We start from the raw sequence: 16635 nt of genomic DNA, 5'->3' as shown, positions 1-16635 counted from the left end.
GATGTGTATGATAAGCCAAGTTAGTACACACCACAAGAGCCAATAACGATGGCTGCTGACGACAAATCGCTGGACGCACTCGGTCAATATGCGCTCCGCTACGTCAAGCCCGGGCATACCATCGGGCTTGGGACGGGCAGGGCGGCCAACGCCTTCATTCGGGTTCTGGGAGCCAGCCAGATTGAGGTTCGCGGAGTGCCGACTTCCAGCGCGAGCGAGCTACTGGGCCGCTCGGTGGGAATCCCGATCGTCACGCTGGCCGACGCGGGAAAAATCGACACCGACTTCGACGGCGCGGACGAGGTCGATCCGCGCCTCAATCTGATCAAGGGCTACGGCGGCGCGCTGGTGCGCGAAAAAATCGTGGCCGCGTCGTCGCGCCGCTTCGTCGTGCTGGTCGGCGAGGAAAAGCTGGTGCCGAAACTCGGGCATCGCGGGAGCCTCCCGGTGGAAGTGATCCCGTTCGGCGTGGTGCTCGCAATGGCGAAGATCAAAGCGCTCGGGATGAAGCCGCGAATTCGCGAAAACGGCGGAAAGGAATTCGTTACCGACAGCGGCAACTGGATTCTCGACTGCGCGGTGAAGAAGATTGCCAATCCTGCCCGGCTCGATCGAGATCTGCTGGCGATTCCGGGCGTGGTCGGCACGGGGTTGTTCGTCGCGATGGCGGATGTCGTCCTGGTCGCGGAGTCATCGGGAAAAATCCGCGTCCTCAAGCGCTAGCAACGTGCGCACGACGAGCAGCATGTTGAATAGGATGCTGTTGGCAGCGGCAATCAGTTGGATTGCTTGCGTGACTTTGGGATTGCTATTTGCTGCTGGCGTTACTGGACGTTATTTTTTGTTCAGCACACTTTGCCTGCCTGGTGTGGTTCCCGTCGCCCTTCTTGGCAGCACGGTGGTTTCGATCCTCGTAACACCAATTGCTATATGGTCTCTAAGAACGGGCGTGAGGAACTTCTTCATTTATGGCTCGATTCTTTGGTTCGCATTGGCTGCTTACGAGCTTGTGATAGTTCCGAGGTACGGCGCTTACGGATTGCCTTACGGTTTGTATGGCGGGCTCCTTTTGGGCATTGTCGGCTTAGTCATTCTTGGGTTCATCCCTGCTGCCAAGTGACGCGTCGCCGATAACGTGAGCTCACCGGCTACAGATTCCGATTCCGACAAAGTAGCGCGGGCGGACCTGGAAACGATCTATCGCGCGGCCGTCGCGGCTGTCGATCCCGCCCGGCTCGTCGGGCGCGCGATGGACGGCGGATGCCACGGTGCGGATCATGTTCCCGATTTGATCGCGGGCGCGTCGCGAGTCTGGATGCTGGCGGTGGGCAAGGCGGCGGCCCCGATGGCGCGCGAGATCGAACGCCGCATCGGCGACAAGGTCGCCGACGCGATCGCTGTCATCCCAAAAGCTGCGACAACGGAGCAGGCCTTAATACTGAAAAAAGTGCGCGTCCTCGCGTCGAGCCATCCGGTACCCGACGAGTCATCCGAGGCCGCGGCACATGCGGCGTGCGAAATGTTGCATGGGGCGGCGGCGGACGACCTGGTGATTGTCGCGCTGAGCGGAGGCGCGTCGGCGATGTTCACCTGGCCGGCCGAAGGTATAGCGCTGGCGGACAAGATGGCGGTTAATCAAGCATTGCTCAAAGCCGGCGCGTCGATTCGCGAGCTCAATGTCGTGCGCAAGCATCTTTCGGCCGTGAAGGGCGGACGGCTGATTCGCCATTGCGGCGGCGCGCGCGTGCTTGGGCTGATCCTGTCCGACGTGCCGGGCAACGACCTGGCGACTATCGGCTCGGGCCTGACTGCTTGTGACTGGAGCAGCTTCGGCGACGCGGTCGCGGTGATGAAGCTGCGCAACGTCTGGGGGCGCGCGCCCGAGGCTGTGCGCGCGTACCTGGAGCGCGCGATGGCGGGCGAAACCGACGCGACGGTAAAGTGCAACGACCCGATTCTCGAACGCGTGACCAACGTGATAATTGGCGACGGTGAGGTTGCACTCGAGGGCGCCGAACGGGCCGCGGCTGCGCTGGGGTATCATCCGGATCGATACAACGAGATGCGTGGCGAGGCCAACGACGTCGGCGTCGCGATTGCGAAGTCCCTGTGCGAGGTCACGCGCGAGCGGGTATGCGCGATGGCAAGCGGCGAGCCGGTCGTGACGGTGCGCGGCGGCGGGCGGGGTGGACGCGCCCAGCAATGCGCGCTGGCGGCTGCTATCGAACTGTCGGAGATCGGAGGCGTGCGTCGAATCACGGCGTTGTTCGCGGGCACCGACGGAATCGACGGGCCGACCGACGCGGCTGGAGCATTCGCGTCGCCGGGCACGGTCGCCGACGGCGATCGCGCCGGAGTCAGCGCCGCGACCGCGTTGATCCGCAACGATTCGTATAACTTCTTTAAGGCGGCGGGCGGGCTGTTCGTCACGGGTCCGACCGGGACCAACGTTAGCGACATTCTTGTGGCTGTGGTGAATTACTGAGGCAGGGGCCGATTGATGACGCTAAACCGTCAAAAGAGTCTGGCGAGATTTCGCGACGAGGAATTCGATCTCGCGGTAATCGGCGCGGGTATCAATGGCGCGGCCGTCGCGCGCGACGCCGCGATGCGGGGACTGCGTGTTGCGCTAATAGACCGCGGCGATTTCGCGTGCGCCACGTCGTCGCGATCGTCGAAGCTGATTCATGGCGGCTTTCGCTATCTTCCGCAGGGACAGTTCAAACTCGTGCACGCGGCGCTGCGCGAGCGCGAGCGCTTGCGCCATCTCACCGCGCCGCACCTGGTGCATCCGATTCAATTTCTGTTTCCGGTGTATCGGGGGCGCGGCTTCAATCGTTTCACGATGGCGATGGGACTGACGCTGTACGACCTGTTCGCCGGGATGCCGTTCAAAGAGTGGCACTCGAGTCTAAACGCCGCCGAGGTGCGCGAGACCGAGCCCGCGCTTTGCAGGGACGGATTGACCGGCGGCGCGATGTACTTCGACGCGTGGGCCGACGACGCGCGCGTCACGTTCGAGAACGTGCTCGACGCGGATTTGCACGGCGCGGCGGTCGCCAATTACGCGGCGGTCGAAAATTTAAGCCCGAGCAACGGCAAGATCGTGTCGGCCGGCGTGCGCGATCTGCCCGGCGGCGTCAGCCTTGAGCTGCGCGCCAAAACATTTCTGAACGCGGCCGGCCCGTGGGTCGACGAGATTCGGCGGATGGACGATCCGTCGTCGAAGCCGAGCGTGCGATTGACCAAGGGCGTGCACCTGGTGTTTGCGCGAGCGGTTCTGCCGGTGCGCGAATCGATCGTGCTCGCCGACGAGCGCGGCCGAATCGTGTTCGTGATGCCGCATGACCGTTACGTGCTGGTGGGCACGACCGACACCGATTACGCGGGCGATCCCGCAAGCGTCAGGACGGAGCCGGACGACATCGAATATCTGCTCGCGGTGCTGGCCGAGAGTCTGCCGGGGATCAAGCTCAAGAATGCCGATCTGGCGACCAGCTTCGCCGGACTGCGCGCGCTGGTCAGGGCGGAGAAGGGGGCGGCGGCGCCGTCGTCGGTGCCGCGCGAGGAAGTGATACTCGAGAGTTCGTCGGGGCTGATCACGGTGGCGGGAGGAAAGTTTACGACGCATCGCGAGATTGCGCAGAAGCTCGTCGATCTTGTGATGCAGCGCCTCGGACGCCCGGTGGGCGTTTGCCCAACGCTCGCGACGCCGTTTCCCGGCGCGCGGCCACTGCTCCCGGGCGACGAACCGGGCATCGGCGCGGCGATGCGCACCATCCCGGCGGCGGCCGCTGAAATCCTCAAAGCGCGTTACGGGACGCGCGCGCCGCTGGTCGCGGGAATCGCAGCCAGGCGCCCTGAGCTGGCCGAGCCGCTGTCGCGCGGCTGTCCCGCGATCGCGGCGGAGGTGGTCCACGCCGTTGGCAGCGAGATGGCGCATTCGGTCGGCGACTTTCTGATTCGGCGCACGTCGTTGTCGTGGCGTTCGCCGGTCGAGGCGGAAGCGGCGGCGCCTGCCGTCGCGCGAATCATGGCGGCTGAACTCGGATGGGATCGCGCCCGCGAGGACGCCGAAGTCGCCGGCTTCACGCACGAGCAGCAGAGCCGCCGCGCCATCGCCTGAGGATTCGTGGCGGCACGCGAATCAATCGCAAATTTGAAAAAGCGCGCGGGCAGAGTTGCGGGCATGCTTGCGAAACTGTATCCCGAGGCGCGCATCACGCTTGACTTCGAAACGCCGTGGCAATGCCTGGCGGCGACGATCCTCTCGGCGCAGTCCACCGACGTGGGCGTCAATCGGGTAACGCCCGGACTTTTTCGCGAGTATCCCGACGCGCGCGCGATGGCGGCGGCGGACCGCCGGCGCGTCGAAGAGTTGATCCACAAGACGGGATTTTTTCGCCAGAAAACCCGCTCGCTGATCGGAGCCGCCAGGAAGATCGTCGAGGACTACGGCGGCGAGGTTCCATCCGAGATGGAAGCGCTGGTAAAAATCCCGGGAGTCGGGCGCAAGACCGCGAACGTGATTCTCGGGCATATTCACGGCAAGCCGGGCTTCGTCGTGGATACGCACGTGCGGCGGCTGACCTATCGGATGGGATTCACCAGGCGCACCGATCCCGCAAAGATTGAAATCGACATGCAGAAGATCCTGCCGGCCGGCGATTGGACGATGTTTTCGATGCGGCTGATAATCCACGGGCGCCAGCTATGTAGCGCGCGCAAGCCGGCTTGCGAGGTCTGCGCGCTGGCCGCGGATTGCCCGAAGATCGGAGTGCGGACCGCGCCGCGCGGCTAGCGAAGGTCCGCGTCGATCGCGCCGGCGCGGGCGATATCGCCGAGCCATTTCGCACTGGGCTTGAGCGAGCGCGCTTGAGTCTCACGATCGACGGCGACCAGTCCGAAAGTCGGCCGATAACCCGAGTTCCATTCGAAATTGTCGAGCAGCGACCAGTAGCAGTAGCCGTGAACGTCGATTCCGTCGCGGATGCATCGCGCAACACCGTTGAGTGCGCGCCGCACATACTCGATGCGGCGATCGTCCTTGTCGGTGCCGATGCCGTTCTCGGTGACGATCACCGGAACTTTGGCGATCGCGGCTGCCTGGCGGATGTTGGCTTCCAGCGCTTCGGGCCAGAACTCGTAGCCCATCAGTGTTGTCTCGACGCCGGCTTCCGGGGGCAGGGCGCCGTCAGGGCCGATGCGATCGCGAGTGTAGGTCTGCACGCCGATGAAATCGTCGCCGCGCGCCGCCTCGTAGAAAATATCCTGGCATTCGGCCTTGATGTAATCGCGCCGCTGTTCGCCACCAGGCATGGCCTGGAGGTCGCCAAGCGCAAGGCAAATTCCCACCGGAAATTTGCCGCGCGACGATTTGAGCGCGGCGGCGGCCAGCCGATGCGCCTCGAGCATCGTGTCGCGCGCCTTCATTTGATCGCACATCAGATACGGCGCGAAGCGATTAGGATCGGCGCCGATGCGCCGCGCCGCCTCCGCAAACCATTCCAGCCGCGACGGGTCGAGTTTCAGCGGCATCGCGCCGAGCAGATACTGGTAGGCGCCGAGGTTGGCCTCGTTGATGGTGCACGCAACGCCAATCAGGTCGCCGAGATGCGCGGCCGCGCGCTCGCAATATCGGGCGAATCGCTCCGCGGTTTTTTTCTCTTCCCATCCCCCGTCGCCGGCAACCCATCGCGGCGAAGTGAAATGATGAAAGGTTACCACCGGCGTGATCTTGTGCTCGTGGCAGCAGGCGAGCACGCGGCGGTAATGGTCCAGCGCGGCGCGCGAAAACTCGCCCGGCTCGGGCTCGATACGGGCCCATTCAATCGAAAAGCGGTAGGTGTTGAAGCCGAGCCGCGCCAGCATCGCAATGTCGTCGGCGTAGCGATGGTACTGGTCGCAAGCGTCGCCGGACGGCTCGACGAACGGAGAGCCGGGGACATGCTCGAGCACCCAGAAATCGCTGTTGATGTTGCCGCCCTCGACCTGATGGGCGGCAGTGGCGGTTCCCCAGAGGAAATTGGCGGGGAAAGTGAAGCGCTCGGTTGGCATCGCTAATCTACCTTATAAGGATGAAATTTTTCCGACGTTACAGCGAAAGCCGCGCCGCCGCCAACCCACTATTTGAACATCGCGCTCGAAATGCAATAATTCCCTTTCCATTATCCCGTCCAAGGCGTCACGTGAACGGTGAAAATCCGAATCGAGGACATAACGGCGGATGCCAAAGAGATGGCGTTCGCCGAGCCGGAGCAGGAAATCAACCGTATCCTGGGGGAGGGACCGATCCGCGAGTATCACCTGGAAGGACCGGTCGAAGTGTCGGTGTCGTTCTATCGCGCGGGGACGGAACTGTTCTTCGCGGGCATGCTCAAGACCCGCACCGGGGCCGTGTGCGCGCGATGCGCCGAGGATTTCGACGCGGCCGGCGATCGTCCGTTTCGCTTCGTGCTGTCACCCAAGTCGATCGGATACGACGACGACAATCTTCGCGCGGAAGACCTGGAATTCTCGCTCTACGAGGGCGACGAGGTGGACTTGAGCGGGCTGATTCGCGAGCAAGTCCTGCTCGCATTGCCGACGCGTCCGCTTTGCCGGGAGGACTGCCGCGGTCTGTGTCCGCATTGCGGCGTAAATCTCAATCGCAGCACGTGCGGATGCCGCGTGGAAATCCCCGATCTGCGCATGGATGCCATCCGGTCGCTTAAACTACCGCGCACCTGATAAGCTCAACCTCAACATTTAGGAAGTAATTCGCTATGCAAGCACCCAAACGCCGTACTTCGCACTCGAAGAAAAACATGCGCCGCGCGCATGATGCGCTCCGCGCCGTCAATCCCGGCTCCTGCGCGTCGTGCGGCGAGCCCGTGATGCCGCATCGCATCTGCCGCCATTGCGGCTCCTACCGCGGCCGCCAACTCGTCGAGATAAAGGAATAGGCGCGGCGGAGTACGACCGTGAAAATCGCGCTCGACGCGATGGGCGGTGATCTCGCTCCCAAGGCGACCGTTGAGGGCGCCGTCCTGGCAGCCCGCGACTTCGGCATCGAGGTCGTGCTGGTGGGCGACGGCGAGATCCTTGCCCGCGAGCTCGCCGACCACGAAGCCGCCAACCTGCCAATCCGAATCGAACACGCGCCCGAAGTCGTCCTGATGGACGATTCGCCGCTGGAATCAGTGCTGTCCAAACCGCGGTCGTCGATTCACGTCGGACTCGATCTGGTCAAGCGCGGCGAGGCCAGCGCATTTGTCAGCGCCGGGAATTCGGGCGCCGTGATGACGGCGTCGATGATGATCCTGGGCAATCTCACCTATGTCGATCGGCCCGCGATCGCGGCACTCGTCCCGACCAGCGAAGGATTCGGCTTGCTGATCGACGCGGGCGCAAATACCGACGTGAAGCCGATCAACCTTGTTCAATTCGCCGTGATGGGAAGCGTGTACTGGCGATACGTGCGCAACGTCTCGCGGCCGAGCGTCGGGATTCTTTCCAACGGCGAGGAAAGCTCGAAGGGTACCGACATCACGCGCGCGGCGGCCGCGATGCTCGAGCAGATGCCGACCTACGTGCACTACGTCGGGTACGTCGAGGGGCGCGACATCAACCGGGCGAAGGTTGATATCGTCGTCACCGATGGATTCACGGGCAACGTCGCGCTCAAGACGATGGAGGGATTCGCGTCGTTCCTGCTCGGCGGCCTGCGCGGGGTTTTTGGTGGAAGCTGGCGCGCGCGGCTGGCGTATCTGCTGGTGAGGAAGAATCTCACCGCGATGCGCGAGCGGGTCGATCCGTCGGAATACGGCGGTGCGCCGCTGCTGGGCGTCAACGGCGTGTCGATCATCGCGCACGGTTCGTCGGACCCCAGGGCAATTCGCAATGCAATTCGAGCCGCGGCGAACGAGCATCTGGTGCATCGTGTGAACGCCGAAATTCTGGAAATTCTCGCCAAGATTCAACCCGCGGGGCCGGTCAAGCCGGCAGCCGGCAAGGGAATCAGGGCATTGTTCGGCAAAATGCGCGAGCGGTTGCATCGCCGCGACAAGGAAGCCGAGTCGGCCAAGCGCGACGACTCGCATCCCGCGCCGGATCGCGACGCGGGCGCGGTGCGCGAGCGGTCCTCGGAGCAGGGCGCGGACCATCATGCCGAGGCGGCCAAATTTGAACGCGCCAGCTACGAATCTACACACTCCCGCTCGCGCGACAGCGACTCCGATAAGGATGAAGCGCGCGGCGAACCCGCCGACACCGGCGCCGCATCGACGCTGTTGAACGGCACGGCGCCGAGCGCCGACAAGCCGCACAAGTCAGGCGAGCTGCGCCCGCGCGACGAATCGGATGCGGGCGCGCATCCTGCAGATCGCCCGAAGGGCGAGTCGTGAGGCGCCGGGATTAGATGAAGTTGGCGTTTCTTTTTCCGGGCCAGGGATCGCAGCGGGTCGGGATGGGCAAGGAACTCGCCGATAGTTTCCCGGTCGCGCGCGAGACGTTCAAGGAAGCCGACGACGCGCTTGGGTTTGCGCTTTCCACGCTCTGCTTCGAAGGGCCGGAAGATCAACTGCGACTGACCGCCAACACGCAACCCGCCATCGTGACGGCGTCGATCGCGGCGCTGCGCGTCTATCGCAAGGAAATCGGCGGCGAGCCGGAAATCGCGGCGGGTCACAGTCTTGGCGAATACAGCGCGCTGGTCGCGACCGGGGCGATCGGGTTTGCCGATGCGATCCGCGCGGTGCGCGAGCGCGGGCGCTTGATGCAGGAGGCGGTGCCGCCGGGACAGGGCGCGATGGCCGCGCTGATAGGGCTCGAGCTGCAACAGGTGGAGGCAATCTGCGCGGAAGTCACCGGCGACGGCAAGTTCGCCGTGCCCGCGAACCTCAACGCGCCCGGCCAGGTGGTTATCGCCGGGCATGCGGCGCCGGTCCGCCGCGCGCTGGAGATTGCCAAGGAGCGGGGCGCCTCGATGTCGGTGGAGTTGAAGGTCAGCGCGCCCTTTCATTGTGCGCTGATGCAGCCGGCGCGAGACGGGATGGAACCGGTGTTGCGCGCAATCCGGGTCGGCGAGTTCAAGTTCGGCGTGATCGCGAACGTCACCGCTGAGGTGAATCGCGATCCCGCCCGCGTCGCGGCGCTGCTGCTTGAACAGATTACCGCGCCGGTAAGATGGGAAGAATCGATGGGCCTGGTCGCCCGCTGCGGCGTCACCGACGCGATCGAATTCGGCTGCGGCCGCGTGCTGATGGGCATGATGCGCCGGATGTATCGGACGATTCGGGTGCGCCCGCTTGAGGATCTCGCATCATTGAAGGCGCTGTCGCAGCCGGCTGCTGCCGCCAAGGCCTGAGTTAGTAGACGGTTTTGAAAAAATGCATATTGGAGTAGGGTTCTGTCCAGCGTATGGACGCGATCCTACTGAGTGGCCTTGTCGGCGCGATTGTTGGCGCCGCGACGGCGATAGCGGCGCAATTTCTCGGCCATCGTCTGGCGACCAAAAGAGAATTGCTCAGATTTCAGATTCAAAGTTTCGAGCGATTCAGACGGGAATTCAGTGAAGACGAAAACCTGCGACAAATCAGTATCAAGAAAGAACCTCTAACCGACGATGAGATCGATGACTATCTTGGGTTCTTTGAAGAAATCGGACTGTATTTTCATCGTAACTTGGTAGATGTGGAATTGGTTGATGAGATCCTGGGTGACTCAATTATCGATGCATGGGAAGATGAGCACATCCGGAGGGCGATCGGTTCGGTTCGGGGTGCAGAGGACGACCCGACATATTTCCGATATTTTGAGCGACTCGCAAAGCATTTGATCGAGATGCGAGACAAGCGAATCAAGAAGTGAGCGTGAATCATGGAAGAACGAAATCGAAGAGGCGGTGGCCGAAAAACTCTGAAACGAACAAGTACGCGCCGCAAGTGAACAGTGCGGGGTCGACGAATCGGAACCTGCCCGCCGCCAAGGCCTGAGCGCCGCCTTGCGTCGGCGGCTTTTAGTCCTTATGCTGCGCTGATAATTTGATCGCGATCCCCTGGCCGTTACCTCTGGTCTTCGCGGCACGGGGATAATGTTAGAATATTTGTTGGCGGCCTAATCACGGCTCGCTGCCAGGAGGAACGAGAGCACGATGGCTCAAGACATCGAAACCAAAGTTCGCGAGAAGATAAGCGAGCAGCTGGGTGTGGCCGCCGACGAAGTAACTCCGGAGGCCTCGTTCATCGAGGATCTCGGCGCGGATTCGCTCGATATCGTCGAGTTGGTAATGGCGCTGGAAGAGGAGTTTAACATCGAAATCTCCGACGAGGACGCCGAGAAGATCCGCACCGTCAAGGACGTCGTCACCTATATCGAGGCTCACAAGAGCTGAAGCTGCGCGACCCAAAACCCGCTCGCTATAAATCGTCAGGTCCGCGGCGTTTCGCCGGCTGGACCCGGAGCTAGACTATGCGGTGTCCATTCTGCCGCAATCGTGGCAACCGGGTCGTCGATTCGAGGCTCTCGAACGACGCCATGTTGATTCGGCGCCGCCGCATGTGCTCGGCATGCAAGCGGCGTTTCACCACCTACGAGCGGGTCGAAGAAGCGGCCCCGATGGTCGTGAAGAAAGACGGCCGCCGCGAGCCATTCGACCGCGCCAAGATAATCGCGGGCCTCAAGCGCGCCTGCGAAAAGCGGCCGGTCTCGATGGAAACGATCGAGCAGATTGCCAACAACATCGAGACCGCGATGGCCGATAAGGGCGACCGCGAGGTCGCAAGCAATGCGATCGGGGCGGCCGTGATGAACGAGCTGCACAAGATCGACCAGGTCGCGTACGTCCGCTTCGCGTCGGTCTATCGCTCGTTCAAAGACATCGACGAGTTCATGCACGAGCTCGAAGACCTGATCAATCAGCGCAAGCAAGCGCCCGCACCGCGCGCCGCCGGTGATAAGAAAAGCGACCCCGCCTCCTGATTCGGGAATGCTTGCATCTGCCAGGCGGCGGGCTCTCGACAAGGCCGCGACTGGGGACCAACGCTTCATGCGCGAGGCGCTCGCGCTGGCACGCGATCGGCTGGGCCTGACCACTCCAAATCCGACGGTAGGATGCGTAATCGTGCGCGGCGGGAAAGTCGTCGGCCGCGGCGTCACGGGCCGGGGCGGGCGTCCGCACGGCGAAACGCAGGCGCTTGCGGATGCGGGCGCGCTGGCTCGCGGCGCGACCGCATACGTATCGTTCGAGCCGTGCGCGCATTTCGGCAAGACGCCGCCATGCGCGAACGCGCTGGCCGCGGCGGGCGTCAAGCGCGTCGTAATCGGATGCGTGGATCCCGATCCGCGCGTCAGAGGGGGCGGAATCGCAATCCTCAAGCGCGCGAAGATCGAGGTCGCGGCCGGAGTGCTCGAAGCCGAAGCGCAAGCGGTGAACGAAGGGTTCATCACGCGGATAACCCACGGGCGGCCGATGGGAATACTCAAGCTCGCGATGTCGATGGACGGCCGGATTGCGGCTGCCGGCGGCGATTCGCGATGGATCAGCTCGCCGCCGTCGCGTGAAATGGTGCATCGGTGGCGCCGCGAATGCGACGCCGTGATGGTCGGTGCAGGGACCGTGATAGCGGACAATCCACGCCTGACGTGCAGAATTGCGGGCGGGCGCGATCCGGCTCGGGTCGTTATCGATGCGTGCCTGCGCACGGCGCCGGCGTCGCGGGTATATCGGGAGCGATCGAGCGCGTCGGCTATCCTGGTCACCACGCCCGGGAATCTCGCCCGCGCCCGCCGAAAATATGAACGACCGGGAGTCGAAGTGATTGCGGTCGCGGCGCGTGACGGCAAGATCGAGCTGGGGCGTTTGATGCGCGAGTTTGGGCGGCGCGGATGGTGCCGCGTGTTGATCGAAGGGGGCGCGAATCTGGCCGGCTCGGCGTTAAGCGCGGGTATCGTGGATCGAGTGGCATTCTTCGTCGCGCCGAAAATCTTAGGGGAGGGACTTCCCGCGATTGACGCGATGAAATCGCGCCGCGTGCGCGATGCGCTCGCGCTTTCCGATCTCTCGGCGCGCCCGGTCGGCGACGACTGGTTGCTGGAGGCCCGCGTCAGCGGCTGAAATTGGCGCGCCCGCCCCCGCGCCGGATACTTTCTCAATTCGGGGCTGAGTGCCTGAATTTCAGTAGGCGACTGTCTTAATTTCGCAGGAACGCCGCGGAAACCCCTTATCTTAGGGTAACCATTTCCGTCACGGCCGTTCTGGCGGTTCGTGCGGCGTCACAATGGCTTTCGCTGCAACAAAAACGATCAGAGCGATCAGAAACTGGACAGCATAGACTCCAGTCATTTCCTTCAGGTCTCCAAGCCACCAGTCGCGTGACAGCAAGCGATGCCTGTGTGAGGCAAGCGCATTGAGAACGCCTATGATCGCTGCTAGTGGAACGATCCGGAGCAGCGCAAACCGAGTGAACGACAACATCGCTCAGAATGCGAGCACGACAATGCGGCGGGGCTTCATTCAGTTGAATCGTTCATCGGTGATCCCGGCCTGCTTGAGGACGACGTTGGCCAGATCGCGCGAACGGATGTTGGAATCAACGGGAAACTTATGCCCGTTAATCGGGCTGTACCAGATTTGGTGATCGCCCTTCCCGGGCCTGTCGTATCTACAGTGATGACGCTTAAGAATTACCTTAACGCGCGGCGTATAGCTGGACATCTACGCCGCGTTCGGTAGCTGAATCCGTTCCTTTCGCGGGTGAAAATTGAGCATAACTTCGATGTCGTGCTTGGGGTCTAAACTCACGTCATTCAAAGCGAGCAGTTCGGGAATCAGGCCTTCAAGTTTTTCCCATAACGATTTGTCGTCGGGGGCTTCGGCCGCCAAGCCGGGGATGTCGTCGCTGTCCGCCACCCACATTTCGGCCGCGGCATCCCAAGTCACTTGAACGCTGAATCGATTTTTCATCAGAAACACCCTTCCGGGTTGAAGGCGTTGGGCCGTGTCAGGCCGCGCCACCCTTGCTTGATAAAGCAAGAATACCGTAAAGGGCGTAAGTACTGGAAGCCGCGCAACACCGGCTCCATCATCGCGGGAAGTGTGCGCCGTCGCGTTGGCCTGGCGGGGCGCACTGGTTAGGCCATCGACCCGGTGATAATATCGCCATCGTTGAATTGAATCAGATGGCATCGGCTTCATTAGAAGAAATTTTCTCCACGTTGCGCGACGGAAAGATGGTCGTGATGATTGCGGAGGAGCGCGAGGACGCGGAAGGCGACCTCGTGATGGCGGCTGATAAGATCACGCCCGACGACATCAATTTCATGGCGCGCGAGGCCCGCGGCGTGATCTCCGTCGCGATTCCCGACAAGCGATTCCGCGAGCTTGGAATTCCGCTCCAACCTTCGACCGACAACGGCGATTCCAAAGAGCAGGCCGGCGTGCTGATCGACGCGCGCGAAGGCGCCACCACCGGCATTTCGGCGAGCGACCGCGCGCGGGTGATTTCGGTGGCGGCGTTCGGCGAATCCCGCCGTGACGATTTCGTCATGCCCGGCCACATTTTACCGCTGATGGCGTTGAGCGGGGGCGTGATGGTGCGGATTGGGCGCGCCGAAGGCGCGGTGGACCTGATGCGATCGGCGGGGGTAAGTCCGGTCGCGGCGCTATGCACGATACTGCGCGAGGACGGCGAGGCCGCGCGGCTCGAGGAGCTGCGCGAGTTTGCGGCGCGCCATTCCATCCCCATCTGTTACGTCAAGGAACTGGTTTCGTATCGCCTGACGAATGAAGTTCTGGTCCAGCGCGTTTCCGAGCAGCCGTTTCCCGTCGATGGCGGCGTGCTGCGGGCCGTCATCTTCCGCAACGTCGTCGATGGCCGCGAGCATCTGGCGCTGATCAAGGGCCAGGTCGGCGGCGGACGCCCCGCGCTGGTGCGGCTCCATTCGGAATGCCTGACCGGCGACGTGTTTGCGTCGGCGCGATGCGACTGCGGTGAGCAACTGCAGGAGGCGCTCGAGCGAATCATGGCGGCGGACTGCGGCGTGGTGATTTATCTCCACCAGGAGGGCCGCGGAATCGGGCTGGGCAACAAGATTCGCGCATACGCGCTGCAGGACAAGGGGATGGACACCGTCGAAGCGAACCTGCATCTGGGCTTCGACGAGGACTTGCGCGATTATGGAATCGGCGCGCAAATTCTGCGCGATCTCGGCGTCGGCGAGGTGCAGTTGCTGACCAACAATCCGCACAAGATAGAAAGCCTGCGCCGTTACGGGGTGAGCGTTTCGCGGGTGCCGATCGAGGTCACGCCGCATGCGGGAAACATCGGGTACCTGAAGACCAAAAAAGAGAAACTCGGCCATCTGTTCTCGGAACTGAAGCTGAGTAGTTGAGAGAGTAAGCCGTCTGCGGCTGTTGAATTGCCATGGGACTAAGACATCAGGGGCGCGAGCTCGCGCTCAAGGCGCTGTACCGGATCGACATCTGCGGCGGCGCCAGCAGCGACGATCTGACCGCGCTGTTCGAAAGTTTTCCGGCCGAGGAGAGCGCGCGCAAGTTCGCCGTCCAGTTGATGGAGGGAGTGCGCCGCGAGCAGCCGGCGCTCGACAAGCTGCTGGCGGACGCGCTGGAGCATTGGTCGGTCAAACGGCTGTCGCGCGTCGATCACAACGTGATGCGAATCGCGCTCTACGAATTGCTCAGGATGGAAGACATTCCGGCGCGGGTTACGATCGACGAAGCGATCGAACTGGCGAAATGCTACGGCGACATCGAGTCGGGACATTTCGTCAACGGGGTGCTGGACGAAATCGCCGGACGGTTGGGGCTTAAGCAGAAGGGTGAGGAAATTACGCTATCCAAGGCCGAGTAGGCTGCTCGGCTTCGCGATCGTCGCAGTCCTGTGTATTTCGGGATGCGGCTATCACTTCGCGAGTTCGGGTGACGCGCTACCGCCCAGCGCCCAGACGATTTACGTCATGCGATTCGGCAATCTCACACGCTTGACCGGAATCAACGAGGAGTTGATGCGTTACATTAAGGATGAAATCGCGATGCATCACAGGCTCACGCTGGTGGACAGCCCCGACCAGGCCGACCTCCAGCTGTCGGGCGTGGTGAGGCTCGCTATTCAGGGGCCCATCAACTTCAACACGGCGTACGAGCCGACCACCTACCGCAACAGTGTGACAGTCTCGGCGGTGCTCAAAGACCTGCACACGAAAAAGATAATCTGGAGCACGACGCGCGTCGGCGGCGGGCAACATGTTCCAGTCGTGGCGACCAACGTGGTGACCACGACGCCGAGTTTTTTGCAGCAGAATCTGCGCAGCGGCGATATCGCTCAGATGACCGATATCCAGGTCGCGCAAACGCAAACGGCGGCGGGGCGCGACCTGATGATGCAGAGATTCGCGAAGAGCCTGTACGTCGAGATGGCCGAAGGCTTCTAGCTCTCCGCTTTTAGCCGGGCGCCACGCGCAGGGGAGGCTACCGCATGCCGCTTGAAACGGCGCTGGCATACCTTCGAGCAGCAGCCGGGCCACGGCGAATCCCGCCGGTGGTGGTGATCTTCGGTCCGCACGCATTCCTGCGCGAATACGTCCTCGATTCGATCGTTCGCAAGCTGGTGGCCGACGGATGCCAGCATCGCAGCTTTCAGATCGGTGCGGGCGACGATTACAGCGCCGTGCTGAACGAGCTCCGCGGGTCCGATTTGTTCGCACCCAAGCGGGCGATCGCATGCCGAATCCTGCGATCGCGCCGCGACCGGGCGGAGACCAGCGGCGCGGACGCTGAAGCCGGCGACGCGCGCGGCTCGGGGAGCGGCGGCTCGGAGGCGGCGCTGGTAGCGGCTATCGAGACCGCGCAAGGTCCCGGCAACCTGATTCTGCTCTACGAGAAAGACAACGCGCCCGCCAAGATTCGCCGCGCCGCCGAAAAGCCGGCGTTGCTCGTGAGCTGCATGCGTCCGTACGACAATCAGATCGAGCAGTACGTGAACGCATTCGCACAGTCGCTTGGATTAAAACTGCCGGCTGCCGCAATCGACATGCTTATTTCACGTCACGGCGGAGATTTGGCCGCCATCGCCGGCGCGCTTGGCAAGCTTACAATCTTCATCGAGCCGGGCGCGGTGGTGCAGCCGGGCGATTTGGACGAGGGCGCAAGGCGGATGCCGGAAGCATTCGAACTCGCCGAGAGCCTCGCGCGCGGCCGGGGCTCGGCGGCGCTGGCGCAGTTGGGCCGCGCGACCGCGCTCGGGCGCGACGTCTTCGAAATCCTCGCAGTCGAGATCATACCGACGATGCGCCGAATGATGATCGCGGCCTCGATGATCGCGGCGCGAAGAGGCGCCGGCGACGTCGCCGCCGCGCTGGGGCTGGCGCCGCAAAGCGGCCTTGCGATCCGCGCAATCGAAGGGGCGCGGCGCTTCGGGTTGGCGCGCCTGGAACGCGCTTACTGGCGCGCGTGCGCGATGGATGCGGGATTCAAGAACGGCAGAATCAAGGAACGCGAAGCGGCGCTGGCCGGATTGATCCTCGATCTGATGAGCGCGCCCGACTAGAAACCGCCCGTGCGAGCGGCTCGCTTACGCTTTCTTGCCGAACTTGCGATGCAGGCTGGAGGACAGCCGTGCAACTTTGCGGCGCACCGTG

Annotated in this window: 18 protein-coding genes and 1 pseudogene; 17 read left to right on the top strand and 2 right to left on the bottom strand. The window is 62.9% G+C overall.

The genetic code is table 11. From position 1 onward, the window contains the following. Window positions 1-48 precede the first annotated feature (48 nt). Genes rpiA through nth form a run of 5 tightly spaced genes read left to right on the top strand, consistent with a single transcriptional unit; the run spans window position 49 to window position 4801 of the window. On the top strand, window positions 49-723 hold the full coding sequence (gene rpiA, locus ABSB13_RS07440) for a ribose-5-phosphate isomerase RpiA (protein WP_428107012.1): 675 nt from the start codon (window positions 49-51) through the stop codon (window positions 721-723). Between the two features lie 40 nt (window positions 724-763). After that, window positions 764-1120 (top strand): hypothetical protein, encoded by a 357-nt coding sequence (locus ABSB13_RS07435; protein WP_428107010.1) that lies wholly within the window; start codon window positions 764-766, stop codon window positions 1118-1120. A 15-nt stretch (window positions 1121-1135) separates the two neighbouring features. Beyond that, window positions 1136-2485, top strand: a complete 1350-nt coding sequence (locus ABSB13_RS07430; RefSeq protein ID WP_428107009.1) for a glycerate kinase type-2 family protein — start codon at window positions 1136-1138, stop codon at window positions 2483-2485. Between the two features lie 15 nt (window positions 2486-2500). Continuing rightward, a complete protein-coding gene (locus tag ABSB13_RS07425) occupies window positions 2501-4126 on the top strand; it encodes a glycerol-3-phosphate dehydrogenase/oxidase (protein WP_428107006.1) in 1626 nt (541 codons plus the stop codon). Between the two features lie 6 nt (window positions 4127-4132). Further along, on the top strand, window positions 4133-4801 hold the full coding sequence (gene nth, locus ABSB13_RS07420; RefSeq protein WP_428107005.1) for an endonuclease III: 669 nt from the start codon (window positions 4133-4135) through the stop codon (window positions 4799-4801). Here the strand turns inward: nth and ABSB13_RS07415 are convergent. Further along, complete coding sequence (locus ABSB13_RS07415; protein ID WP_428107003.1) at window positions 4798-6057, bottom strand: glycoside hydrolase family 1 protein; 1260 nt, start codon at window positions 6055-6057, stop codon at window positions 4798-4800. The genes nth and ABSB13_RS07415 overlap by 4 nt on opposite strands. A 138-nt stretch (window positions 6058-6195) precedes the next feature. Between ABSB13_RS07415 and ABSB13_RS07410 the strand changes: the two genes are divergently transcribed. The 8 genes and pseudogenes from ABSB13_RS07410 to ribD all read left to right on the top strand — a co-directional run bounded on the left by ABSB13_RS07410 (window position 6196) and on the right by ribD (window position 12094). Further along, entirely contained in the window at window positions 6196-6729 is a 534-nt protein-coding gene (locus tag ABSB13_RS07410) for a YceD family protein (protein ID WP_428107001.1), read from the top strand. Between the two features lie 35 nt (window positions 6730-6764). Beyond that, window positions 6765-6944 carry a 50S ribosomal protein L32 gene (gene rpmF / locus ABSB13_RS07405; RefSeq protein ID WP_428106999.1) on the top strand — a complete coding sequence of 60 codons (180 nt, stop codon included), beginning with the start codon at window positions 6765-6767 and terminating at the stop codon, window positions 6942-6944. Window positions 6945-6962: 18 nt separating this feature from the next. Beyond that, a pseudogene (gene plsX / locus ABSB13_RS07400) lies at window positions 6963-7964 on the top strand (phosphate acyltransferase PlsX); the annotation flags it as partial. Between the two features lie 434 nt (window positions 7965-8398). Further along, window positions 8399-9346, top strand: coding sequence for an ACP S-malonyltransferase (fabD, locus tag ABSB13_RS07395; RefSeq protein WP_428106996.1), 948 nt, complete (start codon window positions 8399-8401; stop codon window positions 9344-9346). Window positions 9347-9399: 53 nt separating this feature from the next. Further along, entirely contained in the window at window positions 9400-9849 is a 450-nt protein-coding gene (locus ABSB13_RS07390; protein WP_428106994.1) for a DUF4760 domain-containing protein, read from the top strand. Window positions 9850-10132: 283 nt separating this feature from the next. Next, window positions 10133-10372 carry an acyl carrier protein gene (gene acpP, locus ABSB13_RS07385; protein ID WP_324094984.1) on the top strand — a complete coding sequence of 80 codons (240 nt, stop codon included), beginning with the start codon at window positions 10133-10135 and terminating at the stop codon, window positions 10370-10372. 77 nt (window positions 10373-10449) lie between these two features. Next, window positions 10450-10959: a transcriptional regulator NrdR gene (gene nrdR / locus ABSB13_RS07380; protein ID WP_428106991.1), complete on the top strand. Its 510-nt coding sequence runs from the start codon at window positions 10450-10452 to the stop codon at window positions 10957-10959. A gap of 7 nt (window positions 10960-10966) precedes the next feature. After that, entirely contained in the window at window positions 10967-12094 is a 1128-nt protein-coding gene (ribD, locus tag ABSB13_RS07375) for a bifunctional diaminohydroxyphosphoribosylaminopyrimidine deaminase/5-amino-6-(5-phosphoribosylamino)uracil reductase RibD (protein ID WP_428106989.1), read from the top strand. A gap of 600 nt (window positions 12095-12694) precedes the next feature. Here the strand turns inward: ribD and ABSB13_RS07370 are convergent. Then, complete coding sequence (locus ABSB13_RS07370; protein WP_428106986.1) at window positions 12695-12943, bottom strand: DUF1902 domain-containing protein; 249 nt, start codon at window positions 12941-12943, stop codon at window positions 12695-12697. Window positions 12944-13158: 215 nt separating this feature from the next. Here ABSB13_RS07370 and ribA point away from each other — a divergent pair, with 215 nt between their 5' ends. Genes ribA through holA form a run of 4 tightly spaced genes read left to right on the top strand, consistent with a single transcriptional unit; the run spans window position 13159 to window position 16544 of the window. Then, window positions 13159-14370: a GTP cyclohydrolase II gene (gene ribA / locus ABSB13_RS07365; protein ID WP_428106984.1), complete on the top strand. Its 1212-nt coding sequence runs from the start codon at window positions 13159-13161 to the stop codon at window positions 14368-14370. A 32-nt stretch (window positions 14371-14402) separates the two neighbouring features. Then, on the top strand, window positions 14403-14849 hold the full coding sequence (nusB, locus tag ABSB13_RS07360; RefSeq protein WP_428106981.1) for a transcription antitermination factor NusB: 447 nt from the start codon (window positions 14403-14405) through the stop codon (window positions 14847-14849). Further along, entirely contained in the window at window positions 14818-15429 is a 612-nt protein-coding gene (locus ABSB13_RS07355) for a hypothetical protein (protein WP_428106979.1), read from the top strand. The genes nusB and ABSB13_RS07355 overlap by 32 nt, the downstream gene beginning before the upstream one ends. Window positions 15430-15473: 44 nt before the next feature. Next, window positions 15474-16544 (top strand): DNA polymerase III subunit delta, encoded by a 1071-nt coding sequence (gene holA, locus ABSB13_RS07350; protein ID WP_428106976.1) that lies wholly within the window; start codon window positions 15474-15476, stop codon window positions 16542-16544. The last annotated feature ends 91 nt before the right edge of the window (window positions 16545-16635 follow it).

Origin of the sequence: Binatus sp. (SeqCode) (genome assembly GCF_050013435.1) — a bacterium.
Classification (GTDB): domain Bacteria; phylum Desulfobacterota; class Binatia; order Binatales; family Binataceae; genus Binatus.
The sequence above is the reverse complement of the archived record's forward strand: the minus strand, read 5'-3'. Positions and strand labels throughout refer to the sequence as shown.